Source organism: Micromonospora chalcea, from assembly GCF_028768405.1.
Taxonomy (GTDB): domain Bacteria; phylum Actinomycetota; class Actinomycetes; order Mycobacteriales; family Micromonosporaceae; genus Micromonospora; species Micromonospora chalcea.
In genome coordinates, this window is sequence record NZ_CP118233.1 from 4942222 (window position 1) to 4959582 (window position 17361).

The 17361-nt window shown below is 72.7% G+C and carries 14 protein-coding genes; 10 read left to right on the top strand and 4 right to left on the bottom strand.

Features of this window, described 5'->3' with window-relative positions:
* Nucleotides 1–209: 209 nt before the first annotated feature.
* The gene (locus tag PVK74_RS22045) at nt 210–1568 is read right to left on the bottom strand and encodes a 3-oxoacyl-ACP reductase (protein WP_104113529.1); all 1359 of its coding nucleotides are present in this window, start codon (nt 1566–1568) and stop codon (nt 210–212) included.
* 55 nt (nt 1569–1623) lie between these two features.
* Between PVK74_RS22045 and PVK74_RS22050 the strand changes: the two genes are divergently transcribed.
* The 4 genes from PVK74_RS22050 to purB all read left to right on the top strand — a co-directional run bounded on the left by PVK74_RS22050 (nt 1624) and on the right by purB (nt 6479).
* The gene (locus tag PVK74_RS22050; RefSeq protein WP_069088131.1) at nt 1624–2916 is read left to right on the top strand and encodes an acetyl-CoA C-acetyltransferase; all 1293 of its coding nucleotides are present in this window, start codon (nt 1624–1626) and stop codon (nt 2914–2916) included.
* Nucleotides 2917–3040: 124 nt separating this feature from the next.
* Entirely contained in the window at nt 3041–3559 is a 519-nt protein-coding gene (locus tag PVK74_RS22055) for a SigE family RNA polymerase sigma factor (protein WP_274477114.1), read from the top strand.
* Nucleotides 3556–4881: a hypothetical protein gene (locus PVK74_RS22060; protein WP_274477115.1), complete on the top strand. Its 1326-nt coding sequence runs from the start codon at nt 3556–3558 to the stop codon at nt 4879–4881. Before PVK74_RS22055 ends, PVK74_RS22060 begins: the two co-directional genes overlap by 4 nt.
* Before the next feature lie 173 nt (nt 4882–5054).
* Nucleotides 5055–6479: an adenylosuccinate lyase gene (gene purB, locus PVK74_RS22065; RefSeq protein ID WP_030500589.1), complete on the top strand. Its 1425-nt coding sequence runs from the start codon at nt 5055–5057 to the stop codon at nt 6477–6479.
* Nucleotides 6480–6580: 101 nt separating this feature from the next.
* Here the strand turns inward: purB and PVK74_RS22070 are convergent, their stop codons facing one another.
* A complete protein-coding gene (locus PVK74_RS22070; RefSeq protein ID WP_181373706.1) occupies nt 6581–7156 on the bottom strand; it encodes a YbjQ family protein in 576 nt (191 codons plus the stop codon).
* Nucleotides 7157–7168: 12 nt separating this feature from the next.
* Complete coding sequence (locus PVK74_RS22075; RefSeq protein WP_043327542.1) at nt 7169–7852, bottom strand: S1 family peptidase; 684 nt, start codon at nt 7850–7852, stop codon at nt 7169–7171.
* Nucleotides 7853–8317: 465 nt separating this feature from the next.
* On the opposite strand from PVK74_RS22075, the gene purS reads away from it, so the two are divergent.
* The 4 genes from purS to PVK74_RS22095 all read left to right on the top strand — a co-directional run bounded on the left by purS (nt 8318) and on the right by PVK74_RS22095 (nt 12758).
* The gene (purS, locus tag PVK74_RS22080) at nt 8318–8581 is read left to right on the top strand and encodes a phosphoribosylformylglycinamidine synthase subunit PurS (RefSeq protein ID WP_043327541.1); all 264 of its coding nucleotides are present in this window, start codon (nt 8318–8320) and stop codon (nt 8579–8581) included.
* The gene (gene purQ / locus PVK74_RS22085; protein ID WP_043327540.1) at nt 8578–9261 is read left to right on the top strand and encodes a phosphoribosylformylglycinamidine synthase subunit PurQ; all 684 of its coding nucleotides are present in this window, start codon (nt 8578–8580) and stop codon (nt 9259–9261) included. Before purS ends, purQ begins: the two co-directional genes overlap by 4 nt.
* Nucleotides 9262–9325: 64 nt before the next feature.
* Complete coding sequence (gene purL, locus PVK74_RS22090; RefSeq protein WP_187692731.1) at nt 9326–11998, top strand: phosphoribosylformylglycinamidine synthase subunit PurL; 2673 nt, start codon at nt 9326–9328, stop codon at nt 11996–11998.
* Nucleotides 11999–12008: 10 nt separating this feature from the next.
* Entirely contained in the window at nt 12009–12758 is a 750-nt protein-coding gene (locus tag PVK74_RS22095) for a 2-phosphosulfolactate phosphatase (RefSeq protein ID WP_064448462.1), read from the top strand.
* 94 nt (nt 12759–12852) lie between these two features.
* On the opposite strand, the gene PVK74_RS22100 is transcribed toward PVK74_RS22095, so the two are convergent.
* Entirely contained in the window at nt 12853–15138 is a 2286-nt protein-coding gene (locus PVK74_RS22100; protein WP_274477116.1) for a carboxypeptidase-like regulatory domain-containing protein, read from the bottom strand.
* A 160-nt stretch (nt 15139–15298) separates the two neighbouring features.
* Here PVK74_RS22100 and PVK74_RS22105 point away from each other — a divergent pair, with 160 nt between their 5' ends.
* Nucleotides 15299–15652 carry a sterol carrier family protein gene (locus PVK74_RS22105; RefSeq protein ID WP_043327538.1) on the top strand — a complete coding sequence of 118 codons (354 nt, stop codon included), beginning with the start codon at nt 15299–15301 and terminating at the stop codon, nt 15650–15652.
* A gap of 169 nt (nt 15653–15821) precedes the next feature.
* The gene (gene purF, locus PVK74_RS22110; RefSeq protein ID WP_030500597.1) at nt 15822–17339 is read left to right on the top strand and encodes an amidophosphoribosyltransferase; all 1518 of its coding nucleotides are present in this window, start codon (nt 15822–15824) and stop codon (nt 17337–17339) included.
* Nucleotides 17340–17361: the final 22 nt, after the last annotated feature.

Here is a 17361-nt window from a genome sequence, read left to right on the forward strand (position 1 = left end):
CCCCACCGCTCCTTCACCCCGTCGATCATGAGGTTGGCTGCCTTGTGGATCTCCAGAAGTGCCGTCAACTTCATGATCGTCGGAGGTGGGGCGGGCGGCGGCGTTGGTGCGGGCCAGGGCGGCGGCTCGGGCGGCCGTGAGGTCGCGGGTGGGGCCCTCGATCAGGTCGTGCAGGGTCAGGTCGTCGTCCTCGTGGTCACGGGGTGCCATCACGCCCCCAGGAGGCTCTGGCCGCAGACCCGGACCACGTTGCCGCTGACCGCGCCGCTCGCCGGCCAGGAGAGCCAGCCGATTGTCTCGGCCACGTCCACCGGCAGGCCGCCCTGGGCCATGCTGTTCATCCGGCGGCCCGCCTCGCGGATGGTCAGCGGGATACGCGCGGTCAGCCGGGTCTCGATGAAGCCCGGCGCCACGGCGTTCAGGCTGATCCCGCGCTCGCGCAGCACCGGGGAGAGCGAGTCGACAAGACCGATCACGCCGGCCTTGCTGGTCGCGTAGTTGGTCTGCCCCCGGTTGCCGGCGATACCGGCGATCGAGGAGACCGACACGATCCGGCCGCCGGCCGGGATCAGATCGCGTTCCAGCAGCACGTCGTTGATGCGCTCCTGACTGGACAGGTTCACGTCGATCACCGAGTCCCACCGGTCGGCGTCCATCCGGCCCAGCGTCTTGTCCCGGGTGATGCCCGCGTTGTGCACCACCACGTCGACCCGCCCGTGCCGGGACGCCAGGTGCTCCGCCAGCCGGGTCGGCGCATCCGGCGCGGTCAGGTCGAGCTGCACCGCGCTGCCGCCGATGTCGTTGGCGACGGCGGCCAGCTCGTCCCCGGCCGCGGGGATGTCCAGCGCCACCACCTGCGCGCCGTCGCGGGCCAGCACCTTCGCCAGCGCCGCGCCGATGCCCCGCGCCGCGCCGGTCACCAGCACCACCTGCCCGTCCAGCGGCCGGTCCCAGTCGGCCGGCGCGACGGCGGTGCCGGCGCCGACCCGGATCACCTGGCCCGAGACGTACGCGGACCGGCCGGAGAGCAGGAACCGGAGCGTGGACTCCAGGCTCACCGGGGTACCGGCGTCACCCTCGCGTGTCACGTAGACCAGTTGGGCGGTGACGCCCCGGCCGAACTCCTTGCCGATGCTGCGGGTCAGGCCCTCCAGCGCGCGCTGGGCGGTAGCCTCCCGAGGGGAGCCGCACTCGGCCGGCGGCGTGCCCAGCACGATCACCCGGCCGCTCGGCACCAGCGAGCGGGCCTGCGGGTGGAAGAAGTCGTACAGCTGGCGCAGCCCGGTGGAGTCGGTGATGCCGCTGGCGTCGTACACCAGGGCCGCGAAGCGGCGGTCGGCGTCGTGGGCGGCGACCGGATCGGCCAGCTCGACCCCGGCGGCGGTCAGGATCTTGCCGGTCGGCTCGGCGATCCGGCCGCCGGTCGAGGAGCCGAGCAGGACCGGCCCGGGAACGAGCGGGTCGCCCGGCGTGTGCCGGCGCAGTCGAGGCGGATCGGGCAGCCCGAGGCGCTTGACCAGCGCGCGACCGGCCCCCGTCTGGACGAAGCTCGCGTACCTGTCGGTCATAGGCGTAGCCTACTGGCGAGTAGGGTTCGGGCAACAGTTTCGAGGGAGGCCGATCGTGCAGAGTGTCCGGCGGGTCGCGGTCATCGGGGGCAACCGCATCCCCTTCGCCCGGTCCAACTCGCGCTACGCGCACGCGTCGAACGCCGACATGCTCGGCGCGGCGCTCGACGGGCTGGTCGCCCGGTTCGGGCTGGCCGGCGAGCGGGTCGGCGAAGTGGTGGCCGGCGCGGTGCTCAAGCACTCCCGCGACTTCAACCTCACCCGTGAGGTGGTGCTCGGCTCCCGGCTCGACCCGCACACCCCCGCGTACGACATCCAGCAGGCCTGCGGCACCGGCCTGGAAGCCGCCATCCTGGTCGCCAACAAGATCGCCCTCGGGCAGATCGAGGTCGGCATCGCCGGTGGCGTCGACACCACCTCGGACGCGCCACTCGCCGTCAACGAGGACATGCGGCGCACCCTGCTCCAGCTCAACTCCGCCCGTACGCTCGGCGAACGGCTCAAGATCGCGGCGAAGCTGCGCCCGCACCAGCCGTTCAAGCCGGAGATCCCGCGCAACGCCGAGCCGCGTACCGGACTGTCCATGGGTGAGCACGCGGCCCGGACGGCGCTGCGCTGGAACGTCGACCGGACCGCGCAGGACGAACTCGCGCTGCGCTCGCACCAGCGGCTCGCCGCCGCGTACGACAAGGGGTTCTTCGACGACCTGATGACCCCCTACCTGGGGCTGACCCGCGACCAGAACCTGCGGCCGGACACCAGCCTGGAGAAGCTCGGCTCGCTCAAGCCGGTCTTCGGCGCCTCCGGCGCGGACGCCGAGCGGGCCACCATGACCGCCGGCAACTCCTCGCCGCTCACCGACGGCGCGTCGACCGTCCTGCTCGCGTCCGAGGAGTGGGCCAAGGCGCACAACCTGCCGGTGCTCGCCTGGTTCTCCTGGTCCGAGACCGCCGCCGTCGACTTCGTGCACGGCGACGAGGGGCTGCTGATGGCCCCCACGTACGCGGTGCCCCGGATGCTGGCCCGGGCCGGGCTCAGCCTCCAGGACTTCGACTTCTACGAGATCCACGAGGCGTTCGCCTCCCAGGTGCTGGCCACCCTCGCCGCCTGGGAGTCGCCGGAGTTCTGCAAGGAGCGCCTCGGCCTGGACGCGCCGCTCGGCTCGATCGACCGGGAGAAGCTGAACGTCAACGGCTCCTCGCTGGCGGCCGGCCACCCGTTCGCCGCCACCGGCGGCCGGATCGTCGCCACGCTCGCCAAGCTGCTTGATCAGAAGGGGAGCGGGCGCGGCCTGATCTCCATCTGCGCGGCCGGTGGGCAGGGCGTGACAGCCATCCTGGAGCGCTGACGGCTTCCGGCAGGGCTGCGGTCCCGGCCGCAGCCCTGCTCCACGTTCCCGTCGGCGCCCGGAGCAACCCGAGGGCGGCTCAGCCGCGTCACCTGGGCATGAGGCGTACGAGAGGCTCCGGGACGTGAACCGGGCCGAGGAAGACGAGTACCGGCAGTTCGTCACCGCCCGGCTGGAGTCGTTGCGCCGCACCGCATACCTCCTCTGCCGCGAGTGGCACACCGCCGACGACCTGGTCTCCATCACGATCGGCAAGCTCTACCGGCACTGGCGCCGGGTCCGCGCGGCGGAGAACATCGACGCGTACGTGCGCGGAATGCTCACAAACGCCTGGCTGGACGAGCGGCGGCGACCCTGGCGGCGCGAGCGGGCGACCGACGAGGTTCCGGAGCAGGTCGATCTGACGATGCCGTACGCCGCCCTGGCCGACCGGCAGGCGCTGCTCGCCCTGCTGGACCAGTTGCCGGCGCGGCGGCGAGCGGTGATCGTGCTGCGCTTCTACTGCGACCTGTCCGTGGAGGAGACCGCCGAGGCGTTAGGAATCAGCCCCGGCACGGTGAAGAGCCAGGCGGCCCGCGGTCTCGACACGCTCCGCGTCCTCGCCAGCAATGCCTCGGGCCGACCCATGGAGGAGTGGGCATGAGCTACCGTCAGGTTCTGGACGAGGCCATCGGCGACTCGCCCGCCTCGACGATCAATGTCGACCAGGTGATCGGGCGGCAGCGCCGCAATCGCAGGTTGCGCCTCTGGGGGGCCTGCGGCGGCGCGGCGGCGACGGTGCTGGGTGTGATCGCCACGGCAGCCCTCGTGCTGCCGGCGGCCGGGCGGCAGCCGGCCCCCGCTGAGCGCCCGCGGATCACCACCGTGGCTGGCACCCCGGAGGACGTCGCGCGCCTGGACGCTGCGGTCATCGCGGCGGTGACCCGCCAGGCGCCCGAGGTGAAGTGGGTGGGCTCCCCGCCGCGGTGGCGGCAAGGGGCCAAGCCGCCGAACACGATCGAGCACTACTTCGGGCAGGGGGGGATCGCGGTCGACGGGGTCGAGGGGCACCTCATGGTGCAGATCGAACGGTTCGCGAGTCGACGAACCCGCATGTCCTGTGCCTACATTTCCCATCAGGAGAGCTGCCAGGACAGTGTGGGATCGAACGGCGAGCGGATCCAGATGTCGACTAGCGGCCGGACCGACAAGGATCGGAACGGCCGGCAGCTCGTTTCGAGTACGCGACTCGTGACGGTGCTGCTGCCGGGCGACATGTTGGTGTCAGTGACCTTGATGAGTGACAGGTCGCGGCTCGACGGCGCGCTGCCGCTCACCGTCGAACAGCAGACCACGATTGCGCTCGACCCGGCCCTCGCACTGGCCCCGGTGCCGCCCGGCGTGGTGCTGACCCCGCCGCCGCTGCTCTCCGAGGCGCCGGCTCCGCCGCCGAGCCCTTCCCCGCCCAGCGGCCAGTTCGACCCGGCCGAGCAGAACCGCATCGACAACGCGGTTTTCGCGGCGCTGCGACGGCAGGCACCAGGGGTCAAGGGTGCAGACGGTGCCGCTGAGACCCCGACCGACCTCGCGTCGGTCTGGGACGAGGGCGGCGGGGAGAACACGGCCGACGCCTACTGGGGGCAAGGCCGGCTCCTGGTCGGCGGCACGACCGGACTCTTCTCGGTCCAGATCTGGCGGACCGATCCAGGCTTCTTCGGGGATCTGACCTGCGGGAAGCCGACCAAGGTCTACAGCTGCGAGGCGGGGGTCGGGCCGCACGGTGAGCGGTACCGCACCGTCACCAGTACGCGTCGGGAAGGTTCGGGCGTTGCGGGCGAGCGGGAGATCGACGTCCGGCGCAAGGACGGCTCGTGGCTTTCGGTCACCCTCGCCGGCGACCCGCCGAGCGGGAAGTACCCGCTGACCGCCGCGCAGCAGCAGGCCGTCGCTTTCGACCCCGCGATAGCGCTTGCTCCCCTGAGGTAGCCGCCACGGGGCAGCGGTAGTGAACGAGACCGCTGCCCCGGCCTTCGATCGCGGCGGCAACCGGGTCAGGCGATGGCGCCACCGTCGATGGCGATCGACGCGCCGGTAATGTGCAAGCAGGTGTGACGTAACCCGACCGGGCGCCGGTCGGCGGGTACGCGAGAATGAGGGCCGTGACGACGATCCCGAACGTGCTCGCCAACCGGTACGCATCGCCCGAACTGGTCGCCCTCTGGTCGCCCGAGGAGAAGGTCCGGATGGAGCGCCGGCTCTGGCTGGCGGTGCTCAAGGCCCAGCGTGATCTCGGCGTGCCGGTGCCGGACGGTGTGGTCGAGGCGTACGAGCGGGTGGTCGACGACGTCGACCTGGCCTCGATCGCGGCGCGGGAGCGGGTCACCCGGCACGACGTGAAGGCCCGGATCGAGGAGTTCAGCGCGCTCGCCGGGCACGAGCACGTGCACAAGGGGATGACCTCCCGGGACCTCACCGAGAACGTCGAGCAGCTCCAGATCCGTGCCTCGCTGGAGCTGATCCGGGACCGGGTGGTCGCCACGCTGGCCCGGCTGGGCTGGCACGCGGGCGAGTACTCGGCGCTGGTGATGACCGGCCGGTCGCACAACGTCGCCGCGCAGGCCACCACGCTCGGCAAGCGCTTCGCGTCCGCCGCGGAGGAGCTGCTGATCGCGTACGAGCGGCTGGAGGACCTGATCGGCCGCTACCCGCTGCGGGGGATCAAGGGGCCGGTGGGCACCGCCGCCGACCAGCTCGACCTGTTCGACGGCGACGCCGGGAAGGTGGCCGAGCTGGAGCGCCGGGTCGCCGGGCACCTGGGCTTCAGCCGGGTGCTGGACAGCGTCGGCCAGGTCTACCCGCGTTCGCTGGACTTCGACGTGCTCTCCGCGCTGGCCCAGGTGGCCGCCGCGCCGTCGTCGCTGGCCACCACGATCCGGCTGATGGTGGGCCAGGAGCTGGTCACCGAGGGCTTCAAGCCGGGCCAGGTCGGGTCCAGCGCCATGCCGCACAAGATGAACACGCGCTCGTCGGAGCGGGTGAACGGCTTCGCGGTGATCATCAGGGGTTACCTGTCGATGGTCGGCGAGCTGGCCGGTGACCAGTGGAACGAGGGGGACGTCTCCTGCTCGGTGGTACGCCGGGTGGCGCTGCCTGATGCGTTCTTCGCTGCCGACGGCCTGTTCCAGACGTTCCTCACCGTGCTGGACGAGTTCGGTCCGTACCCAGCGGTGATCAACCGGGAGCTGGAGCGCTTCCTGCCGTTCCTCGCCACGACGAAGATCCTGGTGGCAGCCGTACGCCGGGGTGTCGGCCGGGAGGTCGCGCACGAGGTGATCAAGGAGCACGCGGTCGCCGTGGCGCTGGCCATGCGGGAGAAGGGCGCGGCGGAGAACGACCTGTTCGACCGCCTGGCCGCCGACGGCCGGCTGGGCCTGACCCGGGCCGAGATCGACACCCTGGTGGCCGACCGCAACGCCTTCGTTGGCGCCGCCGCCGACCAGGTCAACCGCGTGACCGCACGAATCACCGGGGTAGTGCAGACCCACCCCCAGGCCGCGACCTACTCCCCGCCCCCCATCCTCTGACCGGCCCGGCCCGGCCCTCTTCTCGGTGATCAAGGAGTTTGTGTCCTGCGCGGAGCGTCGCAGTGACACAAACTCCTTGATCAACGGGGTGGTGGGAGGGGTCAGGGGCCGGTGGGGGTTTCGGCTGCGGAACTCAGGTTGGGGGCGCTGGCCGGTTCGGCGATGCCGCCCGGGGCGGAGGCGATCTCCGGGTCGTGGGCGGTCTCGGCCGCGATCGCCGGCTGGTCCGGCGGCATGACGTCCGGCATCTTGGGCGCGACGATCACCGCCGTGCCGTACGCGCAGATCTCCATCCACATCTCGCCGCAGTCGCGGCTGTCGAAGCGCATGCCGATCACCGCGTTCGCGCCGAGGCGGCGGGCCTCCTCGCCGAGCCGGGCCACCGAGTCGGTACGCCACCGGGTCAGGTTGTCCGGCGCCAGCGGGTCGTATGCGCCACCGCGCAGGTTCTTGACCCCCTCGCGGTACGGGTTGCGGGTCCTCGCCATCGACGAGACCACTTCGCCGAGGATCTGGCGGATCTCGTAGCCAGGCAGTTGATCCGTCGTCACGACCAGCACGTTTCCGATGCTGTCAGCCCTCGGCCGGGTGGTTCGGGAGCCGTGTTCAGCTGATCGCATGCTGAAAAACGACGCGGCGCGGACGGCCGGGCTGCTCCCGGCCGATCCGCGCCGCATCGGCATCAACCGTCAGACACCGGCCGTCGAGGCGATCCAGGACCGGTTGTACGCGACACTGCCGTAGTTCTGGATGCTCTGGCCGTCGGCGGTGGAGGCCACGCCGACCTGCTGGCCGTTGTAGAACTGCGGGCCACCCGAGTCGCCCCGCCAGGCGTTGCCGTTGACCCGGGTGCTCCGGATCGCCTGGCCGCCGTACGCGTCGGTGACGCTGGTGCTGGTCACCCGTACGCTCGCGGTCTTGAGCTGGGGCGACGCGCCGCAACCGCTGTAGCAGGTCATGCCCCAGCCGTAGATGGTGTTCGTGGAGCCGACCGGCGGGTTGCTGCTGGCGAGCGAGACGGCGGAGGTGCTGACCGTGCTGGACAGGCGCAGCAGGGCCAGGTCGTAGCGGGTGTAGGAGGCGCTCACGGTGCGGGTGACGCCACCCGAGGCGTAGTAGACGCTGCCGACCCGCACGGACATGGTGCCGCTGACGCAGTGCCGGGCGGTGAGCACCCACTGGGGCGCGATCACGCTGCCGGAGCAGGTGAACGAGCCGTTGCTGAAGACGGCGGCGGCCCAGGGCGCGGACGAGACGGTGCCGCCACCGATGATCGGCTGCGGGCCGGCCGGCGCGGCGGCGGCGCCGGAGGCGGTGGCCAGGACACCGGCCAGCGCGGTGGTCAGCACGGCGAGCAGGGGACGGAGGCGCATGTCGGGGCTCCTTCTGCGCGACGCCCGGGGTTGCCGGGCAGAATGACACCCGCCGGACGGGGGAGCCGGCGAGAGACATCGATCGGGTGCATCGACATCTGACGATGCATGCTACGGGCGTGCCTCGCGGTGTCACAAGAGATGAATCGAAAAACGCCGATGGCGTGACGTCCGCCGCGTGTCGCGTCGACGTGCTGTCGGATACCTGTCCAAGCTGGGGCGTTTCGCAGCAGAATGCCTGGTAGAAGGGGGTGCGGAGGGTCACCCACAGGCACCGAGCGCAACGAATTCGCATCGACGCAGCAACGAACGGGCAACGGTGCCCGGCCGGCGTCGCCGGTCCCGCCCGGCACTGCCGGAACTGCCCCCGGCCGGTTCGGGCCGGGCGGTATCTGCCAGGTAGGCTGGCTGCGCTCGCCCGATAGTGGGCCGGCACCCAACTGCGTACACAGTCAGGAGTGCCCCGTGCCTCGCGTCGTAGTCGACGTCATGCTCAAGCCCGAGATCCTCGATCCGCAGGGCCAGGCCGTCGCGAACGCGCTGCCCCGGCTCGGCGTCAGCGACGTCGCCTCGGTTCGGATCGGCAGGCGGATCGAGATCGAGTTCACCGGCGAACCGGACCTGGACCGGGCCCGCGAGATCGCCGACAAGTTGCTGGCCAACCCGGTCATCGAGGACTTCACCGTCCGCGTGGTAAACACCGACGAGACCGCGGGCGCGCAGTCGTGACCGCCCGGGTCGGTGTGGTGACCTTCCCCGGCTCGCTCGACGACGGGGACGCGGCCCGCGCCGTGCGGATCGCCGGCGCCGAGGCGGTCCGGCTCTGGCACGGCGACCCGGACCTGCACGGGGTGGACGCGGTCGTCCTGCCCGGCGGCTTCTCCTACGGTGACTACCTGCGCTGCGGCGCCATCGCCCGGTTCGCCCCGGTGATGGAGACGATCGTCCAGGCCGCGCGAGGTGGCCTGCCGGTGCTCGGCATCTGCAACGGCTTCCAGATCCTCTGCGAGGCGCACCTGCTGCCCGGCGCGCTCACCCGCAACCAGCACCTGCACTTCCGCAACCGGGACCAGGTCCTGCGGATCGAGGCCACCGGCACCGCCTGGACCAACGCGTTCCAGCCGGGCCAGGAGGTGCTCGTCCCGGTCAAGAACGGCGAGGGCTGCTACGTCGCGGACGCCGCGACGCTCGACCGGCTGGAGGGCGAGGGCCGCGTCGTCGCCCGCTACGTCGGCGGCAACCCCAACGGATCGCTGCGCGACATCGCCGCGATCACCAACGAGGCCGGCAACGTGGTCGGCATCATGCCGCACCCCGAGCACGCGGTGGAGGCGCTCACCGGCCCGTCCCTGGACGGCCTCGGCTTCTTCACCTCGGTGCTCAAGCACCTGGTGGGAGCGCCGGCGTGATGGTGGCCGTGATCATCGGTCGGCTCACCCGCCGCACGGGCGGCGAGCGCAACAAGGAGACGTCATGACCACCCATCCGGACCCGGCCCTGCGGGAGCCGCAGGGCGGCCCGACCGACGAGTGGGCGCCGGGCGTGGACACCGTCCCCCGGGCCGCCGAGACGCCGGAAGAGCTTCAGCCGTACGCCGAGCTGGGCCTCCGCGACGACGAGTACGACCGGATCCGGCACATCCTCGGCCGCCGGCCCACCCAGGCCGAGCTGGCCATGTACTCGATCATGTGGAGCGAGCACTGCTCCTACAAGTCGAGCAAGGTGCACCTGCGCCAGTTCGGTGAGAAGGCCCCGCCGAGCGACCGGCTGCTCGCCGGCATCGGGGAGAACGCCGGCGTGGTCCAGGTCTCCGACGAGCTGGCGGTGACCTTCAAGGTCGAGTCGCACAACCACCCGAGCTTCGTCGAGCCGTACCAGGGCGCGGCGACCGGCGTCGGCGGCATCGTCCGCGACATCCTCGCCATGGGCGCGCGCCCGGTCGCCGTGATGGACCCGCTGCGCTTCGGCGCGGCCGACCACCCGGACACCGCCCGGGTGCTGCCCGGCGTGGTCGCCGGCGTCGGCGGCTACGGCAACTGCCTCGGCCTGCCCAACATCGGCGGCGAGGTCGTCTTCGACCCCTGCTACCAGGGCAACCCGCTGGTCAACGCGCTCTGCCTGGGCGTGCTGCCGGTCGACCGCCTGCAGAAGAAGGACGCCACCGGCCCCGGCAACATCGTGGTCCTGATGGGCGCCAAGACCGGCCGCGACGGCATCGGCGGCGTGTCGGTGCTGGCCAGCGCCACCTTCGACGAGGGCAGCGAGCAGCGCCGCCCGTCCGTGCAGGTCGGCGACCCGTTCATGGAGAAGCTGCTGATCGAGGCGTGCCTGGAGCTGTACGACGCCGAACTGGTCGTCGGCATCCAGGACCTCGGCGGCGCCGGCCTGACCTGCGCGCTCACCGAGACCGCCGCCTCCGCCGGCACCGGCATGCGGGTGTGGCTGGAGCGGGTGCCGCTGCGCGAGCCGTCGATGGAGCCGCACGAGATCCTGGCCAGCGAGTCCCAGGAGCGGATGCTGCTCGTCGTGTCGCCGGACAAGCTCGACGCGGTCCTCAAGACCGCCGAGAAGTGGGGCGTCTGGGCCACCGCCATCGGCGAGGTCACCGCGCCGTCCCCGGACGGCCAGCCGGGCCGCCTGGTCGTCACCTGGCGCGACCAGCTCGTGGTGGACGTGCCGCCGGGCTCGCTCGTCGACGACGGCCCGGTCTACGCCCGGCCGATGCGCGAGCCGGCCGACCTGATCCTGCTCCAGGCCGACCGCGCCGAGACGCTGCCCCGGCCGAACACCCCGGAGGCGCTCCGGGAGACCGTGCTGCGCATGATCGCGTCGCCCAACCTGGCCGACAAGACCTGGGTCACCGAGCAGTACGACCGCTACGTGCTCGGCAACACCGTGCTCGCCCAGCCGGAGGACTCCGGCGTGATCCGGATCGACGAGCGCAGCGGCCTCGGCGTCGCGCTCTCCGTCGACGGCAACGGCCGGTACGCCCGCCTCGACCCGTACCACGGGACGAAGCTGGCGCTGGCCGAGGCGTACCGGAACGTGGCGGTGACCGGCGCGAAGCCGATCGCGGTCACCAACTGCCTGAACTTCGGCTCGCCGGAGGACCCGGGCGTGATGTGGCAGTTCGCCGAGGCCGTACGCGGCCTGGCGGACGGCTGCCTGGAGCTGGGCATCCCGGTGACCGGCGGCAACGTCAGCTTCTACAACCAGACCGGCGCCGCGGCCATCCACCCGACCCCAGTGGTCGGCGTGCTCGGCGTGCTCGACGACGTGGCGAACCGGGTGCCGATGGGCTTCGTGCCCCGCGCGGCCGGCGACCACGACCAGCTCTTCCTGCTGGGCGAGACGCACGTCGAGCTGTCCGGCTCGGAGTGGGCCTGGGTGACCCACGAGCACCTGGGCGGCATCCCGCCGCAGGTCGACCTGGCCCGTGAGCGGCAGCTCGCCGAGCTGCTGGCCGAGGCGGCCCGCGTCGGTCACCTCAGCTCGGCGCACGACCTCTCCGACGGCGGCCTGGCGCAGAGCCTGGTCGAGTCGGCCCTGCGCCGCGGCGTCGGCGCCCGGGTCGTGGTGCCGGAGCACTTCGCCGGTGGCTCGATGCCGTTCGTGTTCCTGTTCAGCGAGTCCGCCGGCCGGGCGCTGGTGTCGGTGCCGCGCGGGCACGAGAAGGCGTTCACCGCCCTCTGCGCCGAGCGTGGCGTGCCGTGGGAGTTCATCGGCGTCACCGACCCGGCCTCCGGCGCGCTGGAGGTGCACGGCCAGTTCCGGATCGGCCTGGACGAGCTGCGCGAGGCGCACAGCGGCACGCTGCCGCGCCTGTTCGGCGCGGCCGAGGCGGCGCGGGTGGAGGTGGCGGCGACCCGTACCGGGACCACCACCGTGCTTCCGGCCACCGCCGAGCAGCCGGTCGGCGTGGACCCGGCCGAGGTCGCCTCCGAGCCGATCGCCGAGACGGGCACGGACGCCTCGCCGGCCGAGGCGCCCGCGCCGGCCGCCACCGACTCCGCTCCGGCCGCGTCCGACGCGGATTCCGACGAGACCGCGCCGGCCGCCGACGCGACCCCGGCGCAGGACGCTTCGGCGCCTGCCGACGGGTCCGACGGCCCGGCTCCCGGTGAGCCGGCGCCGGACCGGCGCTGAGGCCCCGGCCTTGGCCGTTTTCGCCCAGCCCGGCGCCGGTGCCCGCTTCGACTGGGGACTGACCGGGGCGGCGGAGCTCGGCCGGGTCTGCGCCGCCCTGGTGGTGGTGGACGTGCTGTCGTTCACCACCGCCGTGGAGGTGGCGGTGAGCCGCGGCATGCGGGTACACCCGTTCCCGTGGGGCGAGCAGGCCGCCGACTACGCCCGCCGGGTCGGCGCCGTAGCCGCGGTGGGCCGCCGGAGGACGACAGCGGAGCACCCGTGGTCGCTCTCCCCGGCGGCGCTGCGGGCCGCGCCCGTCGTCGCCGACCTGGTGCTGCCGTCGCCGAACGGCTCGGCAATCAGCGCCGCCGCGAGCGCCACCGGAGTGCCGGTGGTCGCGGCCTGCCTGCGCAACGCGCGCGCCGTCGGGCGCTGGCTCCGCACCCAGGGGTACGGCTCGACCGACGCTCCCGTGGGTGTGGTGGCGGCCGGGGAGCGCTGGCCCGACGGGTCACTGCGGCCCTGCGTGGAGGACCAGCTCGGCGCGGCCTGCGTGCTCGACGCGCTCGCCGGGGTGCCCGGCGGACTTTCGGTGGAGGCAGCGATGGCGCTGGCCGCGCTCGCCAGCACCCCTGATGTGCCGGCGGCGGTGCGGGGGTGCGTGTCCGGCCGGGAACTCGCCGAGGGTGGCTTCGCCGAGGACGTCGACGTCGCGACCGAGGTCGGCGTCTCCGACGTGGTGCCGGTGCTGCGCCAGGACTACTTCGCCGCCGCCTGAGTCACCGGCTCCACCACCCGCTCGACGGGGTATCAACCAACGACTGTGGCCGCCCGCGAACGCGGGCGGCCACAGTCGTGCGTGCTGGTGGCTGTCAGTCGTCCAGCCAGTCGAGACGCCGGCCGCCGCGGTCCCCCTGCGCGTCCGGGCGGGCGCGACCGGCCTGCGCCGGGTCGTTGGGGTAGGCGTTGTCGTAGCCGCCACCGCGCTGCTGCGGCGGCTCCTGGCCGTAACCACCCTGCTGGCCGTAGCCACCCTGCGGGGACTGGCCGTAGCCGTCGCCGTATCCGCCGCCCTGCTGGCCGTATCCGCCCGCCTGGTGCCCGCCGTCGTATCCGCCGGTGCTGCCGTAGCCGCCACCGGCCGGGGCGTTGTCGTAGCCGCCCTGCTGGCGGCCGGCGTCGTAGCCACCGGCCGGGCTGTCGTATCCACCGGCCGGAGCGTCGCCGTAGCCGCCCTGCTGGCGGCCGGCGTCGTAGCCACCGGCCGGGGCGTCGTACCCGCCTGCGGGCGCGCTGTCGTAGCCACCAGCCGGGGCGTCGCCGTATCCACCGGTGGCCCGGCCACCGCCGTAGCCCGCGTCGCCGTACCCGCCGGCCGGGGCGTCGCCGTAGCCACCGGCGCCGCCGTAGCCGCCCGCCGGGGCGTCGCCGTAACCGCCCTGCTGGCGGCCGCTGTCGTAGCCGCCGGTGGGCGCGTTGTCGTAGCCACCCGAGGCGGCGCCGTACCCGCCGCCGGAGCGGTAGCCGTCACCCTGCTCCGCGCCGCGGCCGTACCCGGCCGGGCCGGACTGGTCGTACCCGCGGTCCTGCTCCGGCTGGTAGGTGCTGGTCGGGTACGGGTCGGCCGCCGGCGCGTACTGCGTGCTGTCGCCGGTGTAGCGGCCGGTGGGCTCGTCGAAGCGCTCGTTGCCGTAGCCGCCGCCCTGGGCCGCGTATCCGGCCGCGCCGGCCGCGGCGCCCGCGGCGTAGTCCGGGCTGCCGTAGCCGGCCCCGGAGGACGGACCGTTGCCGTAGCCGCCGCCCGAGGAGGGCGCGGTGCCGTATCCGCCACCGGAGGCGGGCGCGTCGCCGTAGCCGTTGCCGGCGCCGTAGCCGCCCTGCCCGGGCGCGTCGTCGCCGTAGCCGTACCCGGCCTGTCCCGCGCCGACGCCGTACGCCGGTCCGGGCGGTGCGCCGTACGGGTCCGGTGGGACGTCGTCCACGACCGGCCGCTGGAGCATGGTGGGGGCGTCGCTGATCGACGGGCCGCCGACCATCGTCGCCGCCGGTCCGGCGCCCATGCCGTTCACGACGCGGGTCTGGTCGTCGGTGCCGTGGTAGGCGCCCCGGGCCGCGGGGATCGCGCCGGCCGCGGCGGCGCCGCCGGGGCCACCCGGACCGACCGGTCCACCCGGGCCGTCGCCGTCACCGTCGTCGCCCTCGTTCTTGCGCCGCATGTAGAGCAGCACGATGGTGCCCACACCGACGGCGACGAACAGGCCGCCGAGCAGGATCAGCAGCCAGGAGCCCATGCCCCCGGAGTCCTCGTTCGCGGTCGGCTCCTGGGCGGCCGGCGCGTCGGTGGCCGGGGTGTCGGCCGGGTCCTCCTCGAGCGGCTCGTCCGACGGCGGGGCGGACTCGCTCGCCGACGGGGTGGCGCTCGGGCTCGCCGACGCCCGCAGCTGAATGCTGAGCCGGACGCCGGTCACGGACTGGCCGGCGCTGGCGTTTATCGACCTGGCGACCGGGGTGGCGCCGTCGGTCGAGGCACCCACCTCGATCCGGCCGGGCGCGATCGGGTTGGAGTCGGAGCCGCTGAAGCTGAAGTTGCCGTTGCCGCTGGTGTTGGTACGGCGCTCCTTGCCCGCGCTGTCGCGCAGCATGACGAGGGCACCTTCGATCGGGTCGCCGTCCGCGTTGACCACCTTGCCGGACACCGTCTTGACGGTCTGCGGCTGCTGCGGCGCGTCCGGACCGCTCACCCTCATGTCGCGCGAGTCGCCGCCCTGGTCGCCGCCGCCGGCACGAGCGGAAACCCGGACCTGCCCGGACTTGTTGTCGCCCGGCGGAAGATTGTCGGCGGTGAGGGTCACGTTGAAGGTCGCCGACTCGCCGCCGCCGATGGAGCGAGCTGGTACTCGACAATCGCCCTGGCACTTCAGACCGTCGAAGGTGTCGACGCTGACGCTGAAAACGCTGGGCGAGTCATTGTTGTTCTTGACGGTGAAGCTCATGGGCGTCGACTGACCGCTCGACAGCGAGTCCCTCGACAGGCTGGTGATCTGCACGTCCGGGTTCGCCGCGAGGGCGGGGGTGGCGGGGACGGTGAGCAGGGCGCCGAAGACCAGCGCTACGACCACACCGGCCCGCTGCTTCCAGGCACGTCGGTGTGTTGACACGTCCACCGCCTTCCGGGTCTGATCTCTCCGCCGGCCGCTCGGCCGAGGTTGATCACTCACGGTACGAATAACGCCGTCGGCAACTATGCCTTGTCTGACCGGATCATCTCTACCCAGGGCCGCCGCAGGGCGGCGTTCTGCCGGGTCGTATCGTCCCGTCGTGTCCTCTCCGCACGCTTATTCCGAAGCGGTACTCGCCGCCCTGGCGGCGCTGGACGAGGGGCGTACGCCCGAACGGCCGGTCCTCCGGGAGGCGGTCCGGACCCTCTTGGCTGCCCTCACGGATCGCGCCCCCGGCCGATCGGTGGAGGTGCGCGTCCCACCCTACGGTGCGGTGCAGTGCGTGAGTGGTCCACGACACACCCGCGGCACGCCCCCGAACGTGGTGGAGATGGACCCGCCGACGTGGCTGGCGCTCGCCACCGGACGCCTCGACTGGGCGCGAGCGGTCACCGACGGTCGCGTACGGGTGTCGGGCAACCGGGCCGACCTTTCCGCGTACCTTCCGATTTAGCCGGCGGACCGCCGCAAACTGCACTCACCCTGAGCGGGGACTCCGTGACTGTCGGTATCGACTGCTGTTCGCGTACACTGAGAGCCGACGACGGTCCCGGCCCATAGCGTGCGGAGCTGACCCCCGACTCCGCCAGGCCAGTCCAGACCCCACCAAGAGGGAGCGGCAGGTGCCCCGAGGCGATGGCCGGCTGAGCCACGACCTTGACCCCGAGCGACCCGGCCCCCAGGACGCGTGCGGCGTCTTCGGCGTCTGGGCCCCCGGGGAAGAGGTCGCCAACCTCACCTACTTCGGGCTCTACGCCCTCCAGCACCGGGGCCAGGAGGCCGCGGGCATCGCAGTGAGCGACGGTTCCGGCGTCGTGGTCTACAAGGATCTCGGCCTGGTCGCCCAGGTGTTCGACGAGCCGACGCTGGCGAGCCTGCGCGGGCACGTCGCGATCGGGCACGCGCGCTACTCCACCACCGGCGGCTCGACCTGGGAGAACGCCCAGCCGACGATCCGCGCCACCAGCGCCGGCACCACCATCGCGCTGGCGCACAACGGCAACCTGGTCAACACCGCCGAGCTGCAGCGCGAGGCCGCAGTGCGCGGGCTCGACTCGGACGGCTCGACGAACGACACCTCGCTGGTGACGATGCTGCTGGCCAGCCGGCCCGACCTGTCGGTCGAGGCGGCGGCGCTGGAGGTGCTGCCGCAACTGCGCGGCGCGTTCAGCTTCGTGTTCATGGACGAGTCGACGCTCTACGCGGCGCGCGACGCGCACGGCGTACGCCCGCTGGTGCTCGGCCGGCTCGAACGCGGCTGGGTGGTGGCCAGCGAGACCGCCGCGCTGGACATCGTCGGCGCGAGCGTGGTCCGCGAGGTCGAGCCGGGCGAGCTGATCGCCATCGACGAGAACGGGCTGCGCTCCAGCCGGTTCGCCGCGCCCGAGCCCAAGGGCTGCCTCTTCGAGTACGTGTACATCGCCCGGCCGGACGCCACCATCGCCGGCCGTAACGTGCACGCCGCGCGGGTGCAGATCGGCCGTCAGCTCGCCAAGGAGCACCCGGTCGAGGCCGACCTGGTGATCCCGGTGCCGGAGTCCGGCACGCCGGCCGCGATCGGCTACGCCGAGGAATCAGGCATCACCTACGGCCAGGGCCTGATGAAGAACCCGTACGTCGGGCGCACCTTCATCCAGCCCTCGCAGACGCTGCGCGCGCTCGGCGTCCGGCTGAAGCTGAACCCGCTGCGGCAGAACGTACGCGGCAAGCGCCTGGTGGTGGTGGACGACTCGATCGTCCGGGGCACCACCCAGCGGGCGATCGTCCGGTTGCTGCGCGAGGCGGGCGCCCTGGAGGTCCATGTCCGGATCTCCTCGCCGCCGGTGAGCTGGCCCTGCTTCTACGGCATCGACTTCGCCACCCGGGCCGAACTGCTGGCCAACGGGCTGGACAACGAGGGCATCCGGCGCTCGATCGGCGCCGACACGCTCGGGTACGTATCGCTGCCCGGTCTCATCGCCGCGACCGAGCAGCCGAAGAGCCGGCTCTGCCGGGCGTGCTTCGATGGGGAGTATCCGATCGAACTGCCGGCCGGGAACCTGATCGGCAAGCACGTGCTCGAAGGAGTGGGACGCCGGGTCGCCGCCGAGGCGGCCGGGCCGACCGGTCCGCTCGTCGCCACACCGACCCACCACCCGTAGCACCACCGACGCGGGTCCGGCC